This window comes from Pantoea sp. S62 (assembly GCF_016658625.1).
Lineage (GTDB): Bacteria > Pseudomonadota > Gammaproteobacteria > Enterobacterales > Enterobacteriaceae > Pantoea > Pantoea vagans.
Genome location: NZ_JACVVI010000002.1, coordinates 268,181 through 287,192, shown reverse-complemented (window position 1 = coordinate 287,192; position 19,012 = coordinate 268,181). Strand labels below are relative to the sequence as shown.

Here is a 19,012-nt window from a genome sequence, read left to right as displayed (position 1 = left end):
AAAGGCTGATTATCGTCCGGTTTTTTCTTCTGAAAGATAAACCGGCCCGTGCCAGTGCAGCACGGGCCTGAGATCAGACGCCGCGCCAGCGCCTGAAGATCAGTGAGGTATTAATTCCACCAAAGGCAAAATTGTTGCTCTGGATATAGTCGGTCTCCAGCTCTCGAGGCTTACCCATGATGTAATCCAGCTGACCACCGTCGGCGGTGGGTTGTGTCAGGTTCAGGGTTGGCGCAAACCACCCTTCGCGCATCATCTCAATGCTCATCCAGGCTTCCAGCGCCCCACAGGCACCCAGCGTATGACCAAAATAGGATTTCAATGAAGAAATGGGCGTGGTTTCGCCAAATACCGCCGCAGTCGCCAGACTTTCGGCCATATCACCGCGCTCAGTGGCTGTGCCGTGCGCATTCACGTAGCCCACCTCTGACGCTGTAATTCCTGCACTCTGTAATGCCCGCTCGATGCAAATCTGCATGGTTTCCCGCTGCGGCTGCGTGATATGGGCCGCGTCACAGTTGGTGTGAAAACCGGTGAGCTCGGCGTAAATGGTGGCGCCGCGCGCCTGAGCATGTTCCAGCGACTCCAGAATCAGCGTGCCTGCCCCTTCACCAATCACCAGACCATCGCGCTGCTGATCAAAAGGCGCGGGCGTGGTGTGGGGAGCGTCGTTACGCTGGCTGGTGGCAAACAGCGTATCGAACACTGCGGCTTCCGACGGACAGAGTTCTTCGGCTCCCCCCGCCACCATCACCGTCTGATAGCCGTGACGAATCGCTTCCCAGGCATAGCCAATCGCCTGACTGCCAGAGGTGCAGGCGCTGGAGGTCGGGATCACCCGGCCGCGCAGGCCGAAAAACAGCCCGGCATTAACGGCAGCGGTATGCGGCATCATCTGCACATAGGTGGTGCCGGTAATATTGTTAGTGTGCTTTTCCGTCAGCATGGTGGCGAACTCGCTGACCGGCCCGGTGCTGCCGGTCGACGAACCGTAGGCGATACCCGTTTCTCCACTGGTCAGCACCGGATGATCAATCAGGCCCGCCTGAGTCAGTGCCAGCTCGGTCGCGCGCGTTGCCAGCAGCGAAACCCGGCCCATGGCGCGGATACGCTTGCGGGTGTAGTGCGCAGGCAGCACAAAATCATCCACGGGCGCGGCCAGCAGAGTATGCAGTCCGTCATAAACCTGCCACTCCGGCATAAAACGTACCGCATTGCGGCCAGCACGGATGCGTGCCGAGATCTCAGCCCAGGACTCCCCAAAGGCGGTCACGCCGCCCATGCCGGTTACGACGACCCGCTGGATCACAGCATGCCTCCATTAATCGAAATCACCTGACGCGTCACATAACCGGCGATATCGGACATCAGATAGCTCGCCAGCCCGGCGACCTCTTCAGCCGCACCCATGCGCTTCATCGGCACGATCTTCATCGCCTCTTCAATCACCTGCGGCTCCAGCCCTTCCATGCCGGTGTCGATCAGCCCCGGCGCGATGCAGTTAACCGTGATTTTACGTTTAGCCAGTTCAATCGCCAGCGCCTTGGTGGCACCAATAATGCCTGCTTTCGCCGCACTGTAGTTGACCTGGCCGCGATTGCCCATCATCCCGGATACCGAAGAGAGCGTGATAATGCGGCCACCGCGTCGCAGGCCGATCATCGGCATCACGCAGGGCTGGATCACGTTGTAAAAGCTGTCGAGATTGGTATGGATTACGCTGTCCCACTCCTGATCCGTCAGCGCGGGAAAGGCTGCATCACGGCTGATACCGGCATTGCTCACCACGCCATAGTAGGCACCGTGTTGCGCAATGTCCGCCTCCAGCGCGGCGCGGGTTGCCGCCCGGTCAGCAACATCAAATCCCAGCACCCGTCCACTGCCGCCTGCAGTCTCGATCTGTTGCAGGCACAGCTCAGCGCCATCGCGATCGCGGTTGAAATGTACGATAACCTGATAGCCATCCTGAGCGAGACGCAGCGCTATTGCGCGGCCTATGCCTTTACTGGCGCCCGTGACCAATACTGAATCTGTCATGGCTGATTTCCTTGTGACATTAATTGCTGTAACTCTGCTTCATTGGGTTGATAAGTATTCAGACGGCCGCTGGCAAGCCGCTGCGTGCCGTAACGAATGTCGCCTTCAAAGCTGCCCATGCGGTCGTCGCGCATCAGCAGCGTCATCCGGATATCCAGCGTGACATTAGCGGGAAACCGGGGATGCTCTGCCCGCCAGCCGCGTCCGCCCAGCAGCATACCGGGTGGGATCAGGGTTGCACCGCCCTGCTTTGCATGCCAGCCCGACCAGACGCCCACAGTTTGCGCCATCATCTCCACGCCAAACCAGGCGGGCAGTTCACCCTGTGGCGTCAGGAACGGTGCCAGTAAGCCACCAGCGCAGGTCGATACCTGACAGTGAACCTGCTCATCATCGACGGCAATCAGTTGATCAAGCAGCAGCATCGGTGCAGCGTGCGGCAGCCAGAGCGCCGCGGGAGAGTTAATCATTATCAGGCCGCCCCAGAATCAGACAGGTGTTGTTACCGCCAAAGGCGAATGAATTAGAGGCGATGACCGGCCGTTGCAGCGCCTGTGGCTGTAACAGCAAGCCGCAATCCGGCAGTGTCTCATCCTGCGCCGCCTCACTGAAATCCTGCGCGGGCAGCGGCAGATTTTCCTGCAGGATCAGCGCACTGAGTGCGGCTTCGCATACGCCCGCCGCACCGAGCGTATGGCCGGTCAGATGTTTGGTCGAACTGCACGGCACTGCATTGCCAGACAGACGCGCTATCACGGCGGCTTCCATTTGATCGTTCAGCGGCGTCGCTGTGCCGTGCAGATTGATATAACCCACCTGCTGCGGCAACAGATTCGCCTGTTGCAGCGCCATGCGCATCGCCCGTTCAGCGCCCTCACCCTGCGGATGGGGCGCAGACATGTGCCAGGCGTCAGAAGATTCGCCGACGCCCAGCAGCGCCAGCGGCTGCGGTTCGCGCGTCAGCAGCATTAGCGCGGCCCCTTCGCCAATCGAGATGCCGTCGCGATCGCGGCTGAACGGGGCGCAGCGGCGTTCCGACAGCGATTCCAGACTGTCGAAGCCGTTAATCGGCATCCGGCTCAGCGAGTCCGCACCGCCCACCAGCGCCACATCCACCAGCCCTGCCGCGATCAGCCGCTGGCCGCTGATAATGGCGCGGGCACTGGAGGAACAGGCGGTGGAAATGGTATAGGCCGGGCCATGCAGATGCAGATAGTGAGCCAGAAAACGGGAAGGATCGCCCAGCTCCTGCATCTGGTAGTGATAATCCGGCTGGCTACCGCAAATCTGCTGATCGCCCTCATCCACGCCCGAGGTGCTGGTCCCCAGCACAATCGCCACTCTGCTGGCACCATAGCGCGTAATCGCCGCATCAAGTGCCGGGCGGATCTGCGCCAGCGCGGCAAGCAGCAGCTGATTATTACGGGTGTTGTGCGCACTCAGGGCGACCGGGATCGGGGGCAATTCGCCGTCAACCCTGCCGAGCCAGCAGGTACGATCACCGCTCAGCCAGCCATGACGCAGTTGCATGCCGGGTGCCTCACCTTTTTTCAGGCTGGCCGCAATATGCTGACTGTCATTACCCAGGGCATTCAGCATGCCGATGGCAGAGATGTAGATCATGAGGCGTCCAGATGTTGAATGCGGATCTGATAGCCAAAGGCATGCTGCTGAATGCTGATCGGCTGGCGCTGATTACCGCGTTGCAGATAATCAATTTCGGTCACCAGCTGGTTATCGGCATCGATCAGCAGGCGCTTTAACCCCTGATCCTGCAGCGTCCAGCCTGGCGGCAGCTGTTTTTGCCACACCTCCAGCGGCCAGTAGCTGAGCATGATGTCCGCCAGCACCTGACTGGCGGGTGGCATGTGCGGCAGCGGCATCAGCTGCTGAGTGTGAATACCGCTGGCATCGTAGCGCAGACTGAACAGGCGGATACCCACCGAAGAGAGTCCGGCCAGATCGATTTGCTGTTCATCGGCGCTGAGCAGTACCAGCAGTGACTGACTCTGACCTTTAACCTGCCCGGTCAGCAACTGCTGCTGCTGGAAGGCCGGACGGATGCCCGGCGGTGGCAGCGTCACTTTCACGCCTGGTTTCAGCCAGGCAGAGGGACGGCTGCTGTCGGGTGCATGGCCGGCACAGGCGCTGAGCAGCAGAGCCGTCAGCAGAATAAAGGCGGCGCGGATCATCGTTTACTCCTTGATCGGGTGGGTCGCATCGCCAGCGGCGACAGCAGGAACGCGCTGAAGATGCCGCTGCATAATACGGTGCCAAAACTGGCAATCGCGCTGGTGCTGCTGAAGACCAGCATTCCCAGCGTCAGTAAGGTGGTTATCATCGCCAGCGATACCGCCAGCAGCGAGGTCAGCGGCGTCCCCTGTGGGTTGCTGAAAAATAGCGTGTAGTTAATTCCGATGCCCAGCACCAGAATCAGCGCCAGCAGCGCGAACAGGTTGAGCGATGCACCGATCCAGCCCAGCGTGGCCAGCGCCATCGCCAGCGACAGCAGCGACGGCAGCGCGCTGCGTAAGCCCGCCTTTAATCCCAGCCGCACGACAAAACTCAGGGTAATCAGTAGCAGTGCCAGCGCCAGTAATCCGCTCAGTAACGTCCGCCAGAAGCTGAACAGCGAATCGTAACTCGCTTTGCGATCGATCCAGCTGATGCCCGGATGCTGCTTAGCCAGCTCTGCGAGTGCGGCGCTGTTTTTGACGCCGCTGGTGGGGATCAGAACGCCGCTCTGCCCGTCCGGCAGCGTCAGCCACAACAGTCGCCAGCCTTCACTCAGCGGACTCGCCAGCCAGGCCTCTGGCGTCACCGGCATCGGGGTCAGATCCGGCGCGGCCAGCGCTATCCCCGCCTGCTGCACGCGAGCCGTAATCGTTGGAGCGGCCTGCTGCAGCAACTGCAGATCCTGCTGTTGCTGCGCCAGTGACGACAGCGGCAGCAGACGATAGCGCTGCAACCAGCCCTGCTGCTGCGCCTGGTGCAGGTCCGGTGCCAGTTTTTCCAGCCGCTGCAGCGTCTGCTGTGCATCGTCGCCCCAGACCACAAACCAGGTCTGATCGGCGCGCTGGCCGGTCAGGGTTGCCAGCTGGCGATCCTGCTCCAGCAGCTGCGCAGGCGCACTTTGCAGATGCGCGATGTCATCATCCACTTTTAGCTGAGCGATCCCGGACACGGCGAAGATGGCCATCAATACGGGTAATCCGACACGCAGCCCACGCTGACGACGCCAGGCAGCAAGCCAGCGGGCCAGGGGCACCATCAGCGGCACCGGACGCACCGGTAATCCAGGAACCAGCCACGGATAGATCAGAATCACCGTCAGGCAGGAGGCGGTTAAGCCGCTGGCGGCAAACACCGCCAGCTGACGCAGCCCCGGAAACGGCGCCAGCAGCATCAGCAACCAGGCAATGGCCGTGGTCGCGAGCGCCAGCAGCAGCGTGCCGCGCACTTTACGCAGGCTCTGCCACGGTGTCTGCTGATCGCCGTGCACCATGCGCTCGGTGAGATAATAGAGCGTGTAATCCGCCGAAATGCCGACAATACTCAGGCTCATCACCAGCGTCATCAGATGTAGCTCGCCGAAGCAAAGCAGCGTCATCACCGTGCCCGCCATTGCGCCAATGGCCACGGAGGTCACCGTCAGCAGCAGCGGACGCAGTGAGCGGAAGACCAGCAGCACCAGCAGGACGACGCCAGCCAGCGTCACACTGCCCAGCGTTTTGACATCATGCTGAGCACGCTGACTGGCGTTGTCGCTGAACAGCACCGTGCCCCGCGTCAGCAGTTTCGCCTGCGGCCAGCGGCTTTTAAGCTGCTGTTCCAGCGCGCTGAGCCGGGTCACCAGCGCATGACTTTGCTGCATACTGAAGGCGTTATTTGCCAGTTCGCCATGCAGAAAATACCACTGCTGGTCCTGCTCATCTTTTACGGTCAGCCAGCCATCATGCAGCGTCATGCGCCCGGCGTTTTGCGCCAGCGCCAGCTGCGAACCGCGCACCAGCATCAAAGGATCGCCCTGCAACTCTTTGCTACTGACGCCCGAGAAGGCCGAGAAGAGCTGTGCCAGTAACCAGTCCGCCTGCGCCCCGCCGCCGTTCTGCAACCGGCTGCGCGTCGCCTCATCCATCAGTCCGTTACGGTGTTGCCAGGCAAAGCGGCCCCACTGCTGCTGCTGTTGTCCATCAAGATCGCCCTGCACCTGTTTCAGATCAGGCAACGCGCGCAGCTGAGCCAGCCACCAGGCGGCGACCTGGGGATCGTCCTGCTCACCGGGTGAAACCAGCCACACCATCTGGCGATCCAGCCGCTGCATAAAGCCCTGCTGCAGCGCAGGCGGTGCCGCGCCCAGATTCTGCTGCGGCAGAAGCGCCAGCACGCTGCTGTTGAGCTGACTGCGCGGCAACAGAAAAGCGAGCGCGGCGGCCAGCAGCAGGCAGAGGGCCAGCCACAGAATGGCCAGCAGCCGATCATTACGGCCCCGCAAAACGCGCCTGCTCCTCGTCGCTTAACTGTGGCGGTTCAATACGGGTGTTGCTGAGCTGAATCTGCGTCTTATCGCCCTGCTTATCGTCCAGGTTGATACTATCCAGGAAGGCGCTGCCCGCCAGCGAGATACGGTTGAAGATTTTGTTGAGCGGCGCGGCTTTCGGCATCAGTTCCAGCGTCCAGGCGCCATTGCCACGATCGCTGAAGACCACGCTGAAGTTCTCATTCAGCACCTTCTGATCGGCCTGGAACAGCGCCCGCAGCAGATGGTTGAACTGGAACATCTGCGGATTACTGTCGGCGGTGATCACCTGCGGCTTCTGACCGCTGAGGCTCTGCACCATTCGTTTATCATCCAGCAGCAGGGTCATCACAAACGGCGTCTGTTGATGCCACCACAATCCCTGTTCGCGGGCGATTAGCATCTCTCCGTGCGACACCAGCGGCTGACGCATGCCTGCGATGGTGCGCGTCTGGGTGAAGTCTGCCCGGATCACCGGCTGGCTGGCAAAACGCTGTTGAAGCTGATCCAGTGTGACCGCACTGGCGGCACCGGCCCACAGCAACAGGCTGGTAAGCACTATTTTCAGCATCCTTTCACTCCTAAACGTTCCAGTAAAATGTCGGGCGATACAAAGCATAACGCCTGACTTTCCTTCTCCACCGCTACCTGCAGGGTATGTGCTTTGGTCGTGATCAGATCGGCAGCGTTGCGCACTTCATAGTCGATGCGCAGGCGGTTCTCATATTCAGTAATCCGTGCGCTGACGCGAATCGTCTCTTCGCAGCGCAGGGGCTGACGATATTTGACCCGGGTATCGACCACCGGCCAGACGTAGCCGCTGGCGGCCATTTCGGCATAGCTGTAATTAATGCTGCGCAGCAGGGCTTCGCGCGCCACTTCGAAAAAGCGGAAATAGTTACCGTGCCAGACCACGCCCATCGGGTCGCAGTCGTGGAATGAGACGGTCAGCACGACTTCAGCATGATGTTCAGTCATGGTCAGACTCCTTGTGGTGCGCCTGTTGCTCAGGCAGCGTCCAGAAATCGAAAAAGTTGAACCAGTCGAGCGGTGCCAGCAGCGCATAATGGGCCAGCCGTTCCGCGTAATGATCGACCGCCTGTTGCAGCGCCTGCTGACGCTGCGCACGTGGCAACAGCAGCGGATCGGCATACGGCTCACAGTGAATGCGCAGCTTACCCTGTTGCTGCAGGGCGAACATCAGCAGCACCGGACAGCGCAATGCGGCCGCCAGCACAAACGGCCCCTGAGGAAACGGGGCAGCACGACCCAGAAAGTCGCTCCAGATCACCCGTCGCTCGCCACCGCGCTGCGGATTCACCGCCGTGCGATCCCCGACAATCGCCACCCATTCGCCTGCATCCAGCTTCTGCTGCAGCAGGATCGCCGTCTCCGGGCCGATATCGCTGACCGGCATCAGATTGACGCCCGCCTGTGGGGCGATGGTTTCCAGCACCGCCCGAAAACGCCGGGCGTTGTCGGTAAACACCAGCGCGTTAATCACCAGCCCGCTAACCTGCTGCGCCATGGCGCGACAGGCTTCAATGTCGCCAAGATGAGAAGCAAGAATCAGCTTGCCCTGACCCGCAGGCGCGCGGATTACCGCTTCCGCGCCCGGCGCAAAATCGATATCTCGTCCCCAGCGCAGATCGCCGCGCCAGCTGGCCACTTTATCCAGCATCGCCCCGGCAAAGCGCAGGAAATGGCGATAGCTGTTAAGCCGGGGCGGTAACGCTACCTGCCGCTGCTGTGCGGCGGCCGTCACCTGCGCCAGCCACTGCCGGGAGGCCGTGCGTGCGCGCTGACCGCTCAGCCAGTAAATCGCCACCACCGGCCAGAGCAGCAGCGTAAAAGGCAGTCGGCCGCCATAACGATAGACCGCCAGCATAAAGCGTAATCCCCACTGTCCGCGCCGTTCTGTTTCCACTGACCAGTGCGCTGGCGGTTTACGCATCGTCAGCAGCCGGGGAATGCGCGGCAGCATGCCAAAGAAGAGCCGGGTGTGCATCCAGGAGATGCGCAGGTTGTCATAGAGTGCATCGAAGTGAGACAGCCCGCTGGCGGGATAGGTTACGCGGGTCGGGATAAAGCGACTGTGGATGCCCTGCCAGTAGAGTCGCACCATAATTTCGGTATCGAAATCCATGCGCTGGCCGATAGCACGGCGATCGCACAGCGCCAGCGTCGCGGCCAGCGGATAGACGCGGAAGCCGCACATGCTGTCGCGGATCGACAGCGACAGCGTTTCAATCCAGACCCAGAAATGCGTGATGTAGCGACCATAAAGGCGTGATTTGGGGATCGAGTCGTCATACAGCGGCTGACCGGAAATCAGCGCATCGGGATAACGTTCAGCTTCTGCCAGCATCAGCGGCAGATCTTCTGCCTGATGCTGGCCGTCCGCGTCGAGCTGCACTGCATGAGTGAAACCACGTGCCGCCGCGGCCCGCAGACCGTGGATCACTGCCGCGCCTTTGCCCTGATTACTGTCGAGCCGCAGCAGGCTGAGCTGCGGAGCGTGCAGCGTCGCCAGCTGAAGCTGGGTGGCGGCATCGCTGCCGTCATCCACCACGATCACCGGCAGATTAAAGGGAGCCAGCCGCGCCAGCACCGACGCCATCATTGCGCCGTGGTTGTAGCAGGGGATCACCACGCAGGGCGAAAATGCGGTGTTTAACACAGTGCAATCTTCCCGCTGCTGGCACTCTGCTCGCCGTTGTCACTCAGCAGGCTGTAACGGAAGCTCAGACGCGACTTTTCAGCGTCCCAGTCAAGATGGAGCTGTAACAGGGAGTCGGGTGTGACCGGCTGCTGAAATTTTATGTTTTCAATGGCGGCAAACTGTTTTCCGGGCGCAAGCAGCAATATCCCGTAGTGCATGACCCAGTCGAGCTGTGCCACACCAGGCAGAATCGGCAGGGTCGCGAAATGGCCCTGGAACCAGAACAGTCCGGCTTCAATCTGCAGGGTCAGCGTCACGCTGTCCGCCTGCAGCTCCCGGCTGCGTTCAATCGGCAACATGGAAAAGTTCCTCTATTTGCGGCCAGGCGCGTTTACTTTGGGTGGTGACCGGAATGGTGGCGACAACACGCCAGTAGCGCGGAATCGCCAGCGGTTCCAGCCAGCGCTGCAGCTGGCGCTTCCACTGCTGTCTGCGCTGATGCAATGCTGCTTCGTCCAGCGTGCTGTTCAGCGACAACACGACGCCAATCGCCTGACGCTCATGACGCGTGACCACCAGCGCCGCAGCATCGTCTATCTCCGGCAGGTCGGTCAGACGTCGCTCCACTTCACTTAACGAGATGCGCTTATCGCCGATTTTTACGATGCGATCGTGACGTCCTGCCAGCTGGAATCCGCCGTCCGGCTGCATATTCAACCGATCGTCAAGCGGAAGGCCGCATTCACCCGCAATCAGTGGCGACCAGACCTGCCAGCGATCGGGCGTCACCTGCTCCAGCCTGACTGCCGGGAAGCAGCGCCACGGCGCGTTGGTTCTATCACACTGACGCCAGGCCAGCGTGCCGGTTTCGGTGCTGCCATAGATCTCACTGACCGGACAGCCAAAGCACTGCCACACCCGTTCCGCATCGGTACCGCGCAGTGCGCCACCGGCAGAGACAATCAGTTCACAGGCGGGCGCGACAAGCCCGCTGTCCAGCCGCGATAAAAAGGCCGGGCTGCTGATAAACGCATAACGACAGTCGTGCAGGAGCTGAGCCAGCTGTTCACCGTAAAACAGTGGCTGGGCGGAAAACGGCAGCCTGAGCATCATCGGCAAAAAAATCCGGAACGATAGACCGTAGAGATGCTGATGGCTGACCGAAGCGATGAACCGGCACCCTCGCAACTGCTCGCCCCACAGGTTGCGCAGCCACTGGCTCTCCTGCTCCATCACCGCCAGCGACTTCACCACCTGACGCGGCGCGCCGGTGGATCCCGAAGTGAAGAGCACCAGCGCTGAACGTGCCGGCAGCGGCGGTAACTGCCCCTGCGCTTCTGCGTCGTCACTCGCCAGCAGCGGAAGACTGACCGCCAGCGGCATGTCACACAGTACGCCATCCAGCCGATCAGCCATCTCATCCAGCAGCGCGGCACGGCTGTGTCCCGGCATCACCGGCGTTTTACCGGCGTACCAGCATGCCAGTAGCGCGACACAAAATCGGTAACTGTCATCGAAACAGAGCGCCCAGTGCCTGCCCGGCTGTGCCGTTAAGCGCTGGCTGAGTGCCAGCACCTGACGATACATCGTGCTGAGCATCAGCGGTTGATCGCCGCGCCAGGCGACCTCGCGCTCATCTCCTGTCAGCCAGTCAGCCACCCTCATGCTTTCCGCCTCACGCGCTGACGAATCAGCCATTCAGCCCCCATCAGCGCGGCGATGAGCAGATAGCTGATGCCGCCGTTCCACAGCGTCCAGAGCCGCAGATCGCCATTCAGACAAGTAAACAGCGCCATGCTGCCGTTGCCGATGAAAAACAGACACCATATTTGAGTCACGCGGCGGGTATAAAGTATCGCGGCAGCAGGCAGCTCAGGCTCACGTAGCCGGGCAATGCGTTCCACCAGCGGCATCGCACTCCAGAGTGAGGCGCCAAACACCAGCAGCATCGCCAGATTCACCGCCATCGGATACCAGAGCAGCAGATGCTGAGCGCGTAACAGCTGGCTGCTGACACAGAGCAGCGCGCCGAGTAGCGCCAGCCAGCCCATGACCGCGCCCATAGCATTCTGCTGACGACGCAGCTGCAGCCAGCGCAGACTAAACAGCAGCGCCAGCAGCCAGAACAGCCCCTGCCAGTGCGACTGAGTCAGTGCCAGCCAGACCAGCAGTGGCCAGGTCAGCAGCGTAAGCAGATTGAGCAGACGAAGAGTGGCAGCAGGCACAGGGGATCAGGCGTCTTCGCGCATCAGTTGTTCTACTGCATCCACCACGTCCTGGACGGTACGCACCGTGCGGAAGGTTTCCGGCTTAATTTTACGGCCGGTACGTTTTTGCAGGTGAACCACCATATCGACGGCATCAATGCTGTCGAGTTCAAGATCTTCATAGAGCCGTGCCTCAGGATGGATATCCTCAGGGGCAATTTCGAACAGGCTGGTAAGCAGCGAAGCCACTTCCTGATAAATCTCTTGTTTGTTCATCATAAGGTTGTCTCCGCTTTCAGCCGCGCTGTTGGTTGACGAACGCTGCCAGCGTCGCAACAGAGAAGAAGTGGGCACGCAGGGTTTCACTCTCCGCAGAAAGTGCCACGCCATAGCGATTTTTCACTGCCAGGCCAAGTTCCAGTGCATCAATGGAGTCCAGCCCCAGTCCGTCGCCAAACAGCGCCGCGTCGGTCTCTATATCATCGGGGCTAAGATCTTCAAGGTTCAGCGTGTCGATAATCATCTGTTTGATATCGTTAATTAATGAATCCATACCGGTTTTCGTCTTACCTGTTCTGGGGGACCAGCGCCTGCTCTAAATGGCGGGTCAGGCGACGCGCGGCCAGCGGCTGTGCATCGGGATTGCTTTCACAAAACGACTGACTGTCGATTCGCGTTTGTACTCGCACGGTAAACAGCGGTTTAACCGGCGGAATCTGATACCAGCGGCTCTGTTTATCGAGCATCCGCTGGCTGCAGGTGATGTGAACCACGCGCAGATCGCATCCGGCACGCACCGCGATATTGGCGGCCCCACGCTGCAGCGTCAGCGGCTGACCATAGCGGGTACGGGTACCTTCCGGAAAGATCAGGATGTTGTCGCCGCGCGCCAGTCGCTGCTGACTGTCCGGCAGCAGCGTCTCTGCTTCACTATTGATCAGATAGTCGGCGGCGCGGATCACCCCACGCATAAAGGGGTTCTTTTGCAAATCGGCCTTAACCAGACAATCCATCTCTGGTAGTACCGAGGCGATCATCACGTAGTCGATCAGTGACGGATGATTAGCGACAATCAGGCAACCGCGATCCTGTTGCAACTGCTCTGCCCCTTCAATGCGGTAGTCATAGACGCCGGTTATCCGGCAGAACCGCAGAAAGCAGCGAAAGCTGAAGGCGATAGCGCGTCGGGCCAGTTGACGGCGGCGCAGCGAATCACGCTGAACCAGCAGCAGCAGATTGAAGCCAATCAGTGACAGCAGCAACCCGCCAAGGCCAAATAGCGTAAAACTCACCGCCGTCATCATTAGCCGCCAGCAGTAGTTAACGCGACTGCCCGCGAACAACGCCGGTTGTGAACAATCAGCCATGATTTCTCTCCCAGTGCCATGTCAGGCGTTCGCCTGGCAGGCTGAAGGTAGTCGATTCCGCCAGCCACTGCTGCAGAAAATGCAGGCTCTGCGGCAACCGCGGTTCTGCGCGCTCCTCTTTTCCGGCGCGGCCCGTACAGTGCAGCTCTTCGCCCGCACGCAGCAGCAGCGCCACCGCATAGGGGACATTCACGCACTGTTCCGACAGCCACGGCAGATAATAATCAGGCACGATACCGTCAAAATCGACCAGCAGTACCTGCTGATAACCCGACTGATGCAGAGCACTGACTTCAATCAGCCCCTGCTGAAAAGAGTCCATGCCTGCCGCAATTGAGGTGGAGACCAGTGGCGCTTTTGCCGCAATGGTCAGACTGCCGACCGCCGAGTTGTGAACCGACATGGCGAAATCCGTGGGGGACATGGCCTGCTGATCCGCCAGGGTGGTGAGAATACGCAGATTACGCTCCAGTTCACCGTGACGACTGGTAAACACGATCGCGTCAACCTGCTGACGCGCCAGCAGCGCCAGCCCGCACTCTACTGCCGCACGACTGCCCCCGCTCAGACGACGTGCTGTCATCATCGGTAAAAATTGCGGCTTTGCCATCACCTCAGTCGGGTCGATAGCCATGCCCTGTTGTGCCCAGTTCTGCCAGGCCTCGCGCCCGTGTAATCCCGGAGCCAGAGCCTGCCAGTCGACCAGTGAGTAAGTGAGTTTCATCTCAACACTCTTTTCGTCATACGTGTGGAGTCGGCGTTCATCGGATCGTCACCCCTGCCCTCAGCAAAAAAGTGCGTACCGGAAATCCTCTGCCGATCCCGCATCGGGGATTCACGGTAGAGGTTTATTTGGTGGTTCAGCAATAGCAGCTCATCTGATTTGTCGGCCGGATGCCGGCGATCTTTATGCTCCGATCGTCTGTCGGCAAATCATTGCGACAGCGCACGCATTACTGAGCGGCCAGGGCCGAGAGTCGTAACTGAATATCCTGATCGAGATTGGCAATCCAGCGGTTGTAGTTATTGTGGATCTCACCCTGTCCCGCTTTCAGGTTTTCACTGCTGACATAATCGATGCGGTAGTTCTGGCTGGTATAGGTAATGCGAATGGTCGCCACGAAATCACGCTGGGCCAGACGGCCATTGATCACGCCAGGAGAAACAGGCGTCATCACCCATTTACGGCCAATGCCCGCTTCAATGATCGCCAGTTTCATCTGGTTATCGGTGTAGCGCTGAGTCAGGGTCTGATTCACGTTATGAATCGGTGCCGTACGCGCGCAGCCGGTTAATAACACAGCAGCGACGACTAATGTAAAAAATGTATTTTTATTCATGATGAATCCCTTCTTTTGTTATTTATATCAATTATTTATGTGAATAACTTGCCGTGCGCAGCCTGAACTTTTCGTGCGCTTTTCCGTCTGGCTGGCTTAAAACCCGCGCATGATACCATCGAATGTAAAGACAGGTAAGCAGAAGTATGCATGGGTTTTTAGTGGTTATTTGGGGGATTAAAGCGGGGTAAGATGCGCAGTCATAGCCACAGCGCAGAGGCCGATCCTGGCCGCAGAAACTCTGGCTGCGGCTGGATCGGACCAGGCAATTACGGTGTGGAGGCCGGTGTCCAGCCACCGCCCAGCGCGCGGTAGAGATCGATTTGCGCCAGCAGCAGGTTATTTTTGACCGTCACCCGATTGAGCTGAGTTGAGAACAGGGTTCGCTGCGCATCCAGTTCATCCAGATAAGAAGCGTAGCCGTTCTGATAGCGATTGCGGGCAATGCGCAGCGCCTCCGTTACATAGGCTTCCTGCTTTTGCAGCTCCTGGAGCTGTTCCTCACCCCGTCTGATGGCATCGATGGCATCGCTGACTTCCGCGAAGGCGTTGCGTACCACTTTTTCATAGCCATAAAGTGCCTGATTGCGCGTCGCCATGGAGACATCCACCTGCGCCGTCAGCGCTTCACGGTTCAGCAGCGGCGCCAGAATGCTGCCGCCTACGCTCCACAGCCGGAACGGGTCATCCGCCAGCTGATGCAGCACCGAACTCTGCAGGGTGCCGGTGGCGGTGAGATTCAGCCCTGGCAACAGCTTCGCCCGCGACGATGCCAGGCTCGCATCTGCGGCCAGTAACTGACGCTGTGCCTGCACAATGTCCGGACGGCGATTGAGCAGCTCTGAGGGTAACAGTGACGGCATCTGCTGCGGTAAGATCTGGTCGAACTGCTGACGACGGGCGATGCTGCGCGGATTCATGCCCACCAGAATGCTCAGCGCGTTCTCCTGCTGGGTGATCTGATGCTGCAGCTGCGGCAGTTGCGCTCTGGCTGACTGATACTCCGAGGCCGCCTGCATCCACTCCAGTCTGGAGGTGTAGCCGGTTTCAAACTGACGCTGTGCCAGCTTCAGGGAGTTGTTGCGGGTCGCCAGTGTCGCCTCCGTCACCCGCAGCTGTTCATCCAGCGCGCAGAGGTTGAGATATCCTGACGCCACCGAACTGGCGATGGTCAGCTCGGCGGCAGACGCGGCAGCCTGCTGCGCCGCTAAGGTCGCCTGTGCCGCCGAAATGCTACTGCTGCGCGCTCCCCAGAGATCGACCTCATAGTTCGCCTGTAGTAAGCCCTGGAAAACATCGGTTTCATACGGCTGGCCCGTCACTGAAGAGAGCGTGCGCTCGCGGGTCGCAGCCACCCCGGCGCTCAGCGTCGGAAAGTTATCGCCCTGCGTGGCGCGCAGCTGTGCGCGATACTGATCGACCCGGGATCGTGCCGTGAGAATATCGGGATTATTGCGTAGCGCCTGGGTCACCAGCCGGTTGAGATATTCATCATGAAACGCGCGCCACCACGCCGCCTCCGGTGCGGCAGAAGGACCGACACTATTACGCCACGCGCCGGGGATCGGCAGAGAGGACGGTGCCTTTTCAACCTGGGTGGCACAGCCTGTCAGCAGCAGCGCCATCACACCGATCAGTAAACGAACCCTCATGGTGCGCCCTCAGCAGCGGGCTGGGCGGCGGTGTCGATATTTACTTCGACCGACATACCCGGACGCAACTGATGCATATCCTGATCGTTGATGCGGATGCGAACCGGAATACGCTGTGCGATTTTAACGAAGTTGCCGGTAGCGTTATCAGGCGAAATGGCGCTGAACTCCGAGCCTGCGGCCGGCGAGATAAATTCCACCTGCCCGTTAAAGCGTTTGCCATCCAGCGCATCGACCCGAATAGTCACCGGCAGGCCGGGCCGAATATTGGCCAACTGGGTCTCTTTCAGGTTCGCGATGATCCATTTGTGATTGGGTACCACCGAGGTCAGGCGCGTACCGGCCGTGACATAAGCACCGGTGCGAACCGACAGCTGACCAAGCTGGCCATCGTCGGGCGCAGTAATCCGGGTATTCGCCAGATCGATCTCTGCCAGCTCCAGCGCAGCGCGGGCGCTGTCGACATCGCCTTCCAGCGCGTCGCGGTTAACGATGACGGTTTGCAGATTCTGTTCGGCGACAGCGATCTGCGCCGCCGCCTGACGCACCTGCGCCTGGGCCTGGGCATTTGCAGCGCGGGCGGCGTCACGCTCGCGCACCGACAGCGATCCATCCGCCGTAAGATTTTCAACGCGCTTCAGATCAAAGCCGCTTTTCAGCGCCTGGGCTTTGGCATTCTCCAGCGCCGCTTTATTGCTCTGAATCGTCGCTTCTGCGCTGCGCCGCTGCTGCAGATTATTGTTAAGTGCCGCCTGCTTCATCGCCAGCTGCGCCTGCGCCTGATGCACCCGCTGGCGATAGATACGGTCGTCAATCGTCATCAGCAGCTGCCCTTTTTTCACCGGCTGCAGGTCAATCACCTCTACCGAAGTGAGATAGCCATTAACCTGCGGACTGATAAAGGTTACCTGACCGCGCACATAGGCGTTTTCGGTACTTTGTATGGCGCTGGTGAAGGGCCAGAGTTGCCAGGCGTAGAGAATAACCAGTACGCCAATCACCACAATGCCGCTGCCTGCGGCAATAGAAAGAATACGGCGGCGATTGGCGCGCTCGCGTTCCGCCGCCTGAAGATCATCCTGATGACTCATTGTTTCTCCGTTGATTCCTGTAACGCGGCCAGCTGTTGCTGCTCACGCAGGTTAAATTGCGCCTGACGCCAGTCAAGATAGCGACGTCGGGTTAAACGCCAGATCACCCACATCAGCGTGACCAGGGCAAGCGCGGCAGTTAACAGGTAGGTGTCGTTATAAGCGAGCACGTTGGCCTGCAGCGTGGCAACCGTCTGTAACTGGCTGGTGCTCTGCGCACCGCGCAGAACGTCGTCACCCACCAGCGAATTAAACAGCGCGTTGTACTGGCTGAGCCGCTCGGTAACGTTGGGATCGAGCAGTGAGAGCTGATCGCCCAGCAGGCTGGAGTGATATTTTTCCCGCCAGACCTGAAACGTTCCCAGAATCGCCGAGCCGATCAACCCGCCCAGATTCTGGCTCATGCCAAACAGCACCACAAAGCTCACCAGATTTTTCGGCTGCGTGACCACGCTGCCAATGCCCATCAGCATGGCGGGTGCCATGAAAAATGCGCTGCTGAAGCCCAGCAGAAACTGGCTGAAATACATCTCGGGGCCACGGGTCAGCGGACTGGATTGCGCATCCATCAGCGAGGCGATAATCATCACCACCAGCGAGGCGACAATCGGCCAGTTAAGATGCGCGGGCTTGATGGTCAGCGCACTGGCAGCGATGCCCACAACAACCCCGGCCATGATCGCCAGCGCCAGACCGCGCATCTGATCGTTCTGCAGGCCGATCTGCTGCAGAAAGCCAACCGCACCGGTGTTCTGTTCCGCCAGCACAATACGGATCATGATCATCACAATGCCCAGCCGCACCATCATGCCGCTGCTGAGCCAGCGAGTATTAATCAGCGGGTTGCGCCGGTTATGTTCAATGACCATGGCCGCGACAATCAGCGTCAGGGCAATCGCGGTACAGATACCGAGCCAGGGCGTGGTAAACCACCACTCAATACGGCCCAGCGTCAGTACACCGCACAACAGCGCCATGCCGGGCGCCAGCAGGATAAAGGTGACGAAGTCCATCTTCTCAAACGTTTTGATGCGATCGCCCGGAGGCAGTTTCACCAGCAGGACTCCACCGAGCGCAATCAGCGCCAGACCGAGTTCAAACAGATAGAGACCGCGCCACTCATTAAGCTGCAGTAATTCCGACGAGAATAAGCGGGCCAGCGGGATAGCCAGCTGCGAGGCCGTCAGCCCTATCACCAGCGCTTTCAGCCTGTGTTTCGCAGGCCAGGCCTGTACCTGATAGTAGATACCCAGCGAGCTGAGTGCTGCAGCTACCATGCCGTGGGCCGTGCGCACAACGATCGCAGAGCTTAAATCGTTGGCGAACAGATGAAAGAACGCCACCAGCACATAGAGCACCAGAAACGCTTCGGTAAAGACACGCAGGCCAAACTGCTGACGGAACTTCACCAGCAGCAGGTTAATGGAGATATTGCCCATCACGTAGACCGCAGGCAGCCAGGCAATCTCGTTCGACCAGGCCCCAAAGGTGCCCTGCAGATTAATCAGGTTCGCCGTGACCAGCGCATTACTCAGCGCACCAGTCAGCGAGATCAGTAAGCCGATCAGGCCAAACGCCAGACGTTTTGGCATCGGATGCAGCGGGGTCGAGGGCGAACCCGGCAGCATCGGTTGTTCATGCGGCAACCACTCGCGTGCAGCGTAGGGATTTCGCTTTGCCACTGCTACATACTTCCCATGCGGCTCAGCAGTTGTTGCAGTACGCGCTCGGTGACGGCCAGATCCTGCGGATCGATATCGGCCAGCATTTCAATACGGAGTGCATCAGCTTCGGTTTTCACTTTAGCAAACGCTTCGTTGCCCTTTTCTGTCAGCACCAGGTGACGTTTGCGGCGATCTTCCGGCGGCTGTACCCGCGTCAGCAGTGACTGTTTGACCAGCCGATCCACCAGCGGCACCATGCTGGCATCTTCCAGTCCCAGCAGCTGCGCCAGTTCGGTCTGAGTCATGCGTTGCGGTTCACTGGCAATCAGCCCGATGGCCATCCAGCTGCTCATGCTTAAGCCGCTATCTTTGAGGTGGCGATCCACCGCCAGCCGCCAGGCGTGGGCGGTCAGATGCAGTAAATGGGTAAAGGTACGGGTATGCTGAGACAAATGTTAGCAGCCTAATAGTAA

General features: G+C 59.7%; 21 protein-coding genes. All 21 read right to left on the bottom strand.

Annotated elements, in window-relative coordinates:
- Positions 1–73: 73 nt before the first annotated feature.
- The 21 genes from IBT54_RS03870 to IBT54_RS03770 all read right to left on the bottom strand — a co-directional run bounded on the left by IBT54_RS03870 (position 74) and on the right by IBT54_RS03770 (position 18,991).
- Complete coding sequence (locus tag IBT54_RS03870) at positions 74–1,309, bottom strand: beta-ketoacyl-ACP synthase (RefSeq protein WP_187266171.1); 1,236 nt, start codon at positions 1,307–1,309, stop codon at positions 74–76.
- The gene (locus tag IBT54_RS03865) at positions 1,306–2,037 is read right to left on the bottom strand and encodes a 3-ketoacyl-ACP reductase FabG2 (RefSeq protein ID WP_013357412.1); all 732 of its coding nucleotides are present in this window, start codon (positions 2,035–2,037) and stop codon (positions 1,306–1,308) included. The genes IBT54_RS03870 and IBT54_RS03865 overlap by 4 nt, the downstream gene beginning before the upstream one ends.
- Positions 2,034–2,510, bottom strand: a complete 477-nt coding sequence (locus IBT54_RS03860; protein WP_033782599.1) for a hotdog family protein — start codon at positions 2,508–2,510, stop codon at positions 2,034–2,036. The genes IBT54_RS03865 and IBT54_RS03860 overlap by 4 nt, the downstream gene beginning before the upstream one ends.
- Positions 2,500–3,660: a beta-ketoacyl-[acyl-carrier-protein] synthase family protein gene (locus IBT54_RS03855; protein ID WP_013357410.1), complete on the bottom strand. Its 1,161-nt coding sequence runs from the start codon at positions 3,658–3,660 to the stop codon at positions 2,500–2,502. Before IBT54_RS03855 ends, IBT54_RS03860 begins: the two co-directional genes overlap by 11 nt.
- Entirely contained in the window at positions 3,657–4,229 is a 573-nt protein-coding gene (locus IBT54_RS03850; protein WP_013357409.1) for a DUF3261 domain-containing protein, read from the bottom strand. The genes IBT54_RS03855 and IBT54_RS03850 overlap by 4 nt, the downstream gene beginning before the upstream one ends.
- Positions 4,226–6,532, bottom strand: coding sequence for an MMPL family transporter (locus IBT54_RS03845; RefSeq protein WP_013357408.1), 2,307 nt, complete (start codon positions 6,530–6,532; stop codon positions 4,226–4,228). The genes IBT54_RS03850 and IBT54_RS03845 overlap by 4 nt, the downstream gene beginning before the upstream one ends.
- A complete protein-coding gene (locus IBT54_RS03840) occupies positions 6,519–7,127 on the bottom strand; it encodes an outer membrane lipoprotein carrier protein LolA (protein ID WP_201251598.1) in 609 nt (202 codons plus the stop codon). Before IBT54_RS03840 ends, IBT54_RS03845 begins: the two co-directional genes overlap by 14 nt.
- Complete coding sequence (locus IBT54_RS03835; RefSeq protein ID WP_013357406.1) at positions 7,121–7,534, bottom strand: thioesterase family protein; 414 nt, start codon at positions 7,532–7,534, stop codon at positions 7,121–7,123. Before IBT54_RS03835 ends, IBT54_RS03840 begins: the two co-directional genes overlap by 7 nt.
- A complete protein-coding gene (locus IBT54_RS03830) occupies positions 7,527–9,236 on the bottom strand; it encodes a glycosyltransferase family 2 protein (RefSeq protein ID WP_201251597.1) in 1,710 nt (569 codons plus the stop codon). The genes IBT54_RS03835 and IBT54_RS03830 overlap by 8 nt, the downstream gene beginning before the upstream one ends.
- A complete protein-coding gene (locus tag IBT54_RS03825) occupies positions 9,230–9,577 on the bottom strand; it encodes a 3-hydroxyacyl-ACP dehydratase FabZ family protein (RefSeq protein WP_095707404.1) in 348 nt (115 codons plus the stop codon). Before IBT54_RS03825 ends, IBT54_RS03830 begins: the two co-directional genes overlap by 7 nt.
- Entirely contained in the window at positions 9,564–10,883 is a 1,320-nt protein-coding gene (locus IBT54_RS03820; protein WP_201251723.1) for an AMP-binding protein, read from the bottom strand. The genes IBT54_RS03825 and IBT54_RS03820 overlap by 14 nt, the downstream gene beginning before the upstream one ends.
- Positions 10,880–11,443 (bottom strand): hypothetical protein, encoded by a 564-nt coding sequence (locus IBT54_RS03815; protein ID WP_201251596.1) that lies wholly within the window; start codon positions 11,441–11,443, stop codon positions 10,880–10,882. Before IBT54_RS03815 ends, IBT54_RS03820 begins: the two co-directional genes overlap by 4 nt.
- Before the next feature lie 6 nt (positions 11,444–11,449).
- Complete coding sequence (locus IBT54_RS03810) at positions 11,450–11,704, bottom strand: acyl carrier protein (protein WP_013357401.1); 255 nt, start codon at positions 11,702–11,704, stop codon at positions 11,450–11,452.
- A gap of 16 nt (positions 11,705–11,720) precedes the next feature.
- Complete coding sequence (locus IBT54_RS03805) at positions 11,721–11,978, bottom strand: phosphopantetheine-binding protein (RefSeq protein ID WP_010669816.1); 258 nt, start codon at positions 11,976–11,978, stop codon at positions 11,721–11,723.
- Between the two features lie 13 nt (positions 11,979–11,991).
- Positions 11,992–12,792, bottom strand: coding sequence for a 1-acyl-sn-glycerol-3-phosphate acyltransferase (locus IBT54_RS03800; protein WP_201251595.1), 801 nt, complete (start codon positions 12,790–12,792; stop codon positions 11,992–11,994).
- Positions 12,785–13,516 (bottom strand): beta-ketoacyl synthase chain length factor, encoded by a 732-nt coding sequence (locus IBT54_RS03795; protein ID WP_013357399.1) that lies wholly within the window; start codon positions 13,514–13,516, stop codon positions 12,785–12,787. Before IBT54_RS03795 ends, IBT54_RS03800 begins: the two co-directional genes overlap by 8 nt.
- Before the next feature lie 229 nt (positions 13,517–13,745).
- Positions 13,746–14,132, bottom strand: a complete 387-nt coding sequence (locus tag IBT54_RS03790; protein WP_013357398.1) for a hypothetical protein — start codon at positions 14,130–14,132, stop codon at positions 13,746–13,748.
- 269 nt (positions 14,133–14,401) lie between these two features.
- Positions 14,402–15,784: an efflux transporter outer membrane subunit gene (locus IBT54_RS03785; protein WP_201251594.1), complete on the bottom strand. Its 1,383-nt coding sequence runs from the start codon at positions 15,782–15,784 to the stop codon at positions 14,402–14,404.
- Complete coding sequence (locus tag IBT54_RS03780) at positions 15,781–16,875, bottom strand: HlyD family secretion protein (RefSeq protein WP_013357396.1); 1,095 nt, start codon at positions 16,873–16,875, stop codon at positions 15,781–15,783. Before IBT54_RS03780 ends, IBT54_RS03785 begins: the two co-directional genes overlap by 4 nt.
- A complete protein-coding gene (locus IBT54_RS03775; RefSeq protein ID WP_201251593.1) occupies positions 16,872–18,557 on the bottom strand; it encodes an MFS transporter in 1,686 nt (561 codons plus the stop codon). Before IBT54_RS03775 ends, IBT54_RS03780 begins: the two co-directional genes overlap by 4 nt.
- A 2-nt stretch (positions 18,558–18,559) precedes the next feature.
- Complete coding sequence (locus IBT54_RS03770) at positions 18,560–18,991, bottom strand: MarR family winged helix-turn-helix transcriptional regulator (RefSeq protein WP_201251592.1); 432 nt, start codon at positions 18,989–18,991, stop codon at positions 18,560–18,562.
- Positions 18,992–19,012: the final 21 nt, after the last annotated feature.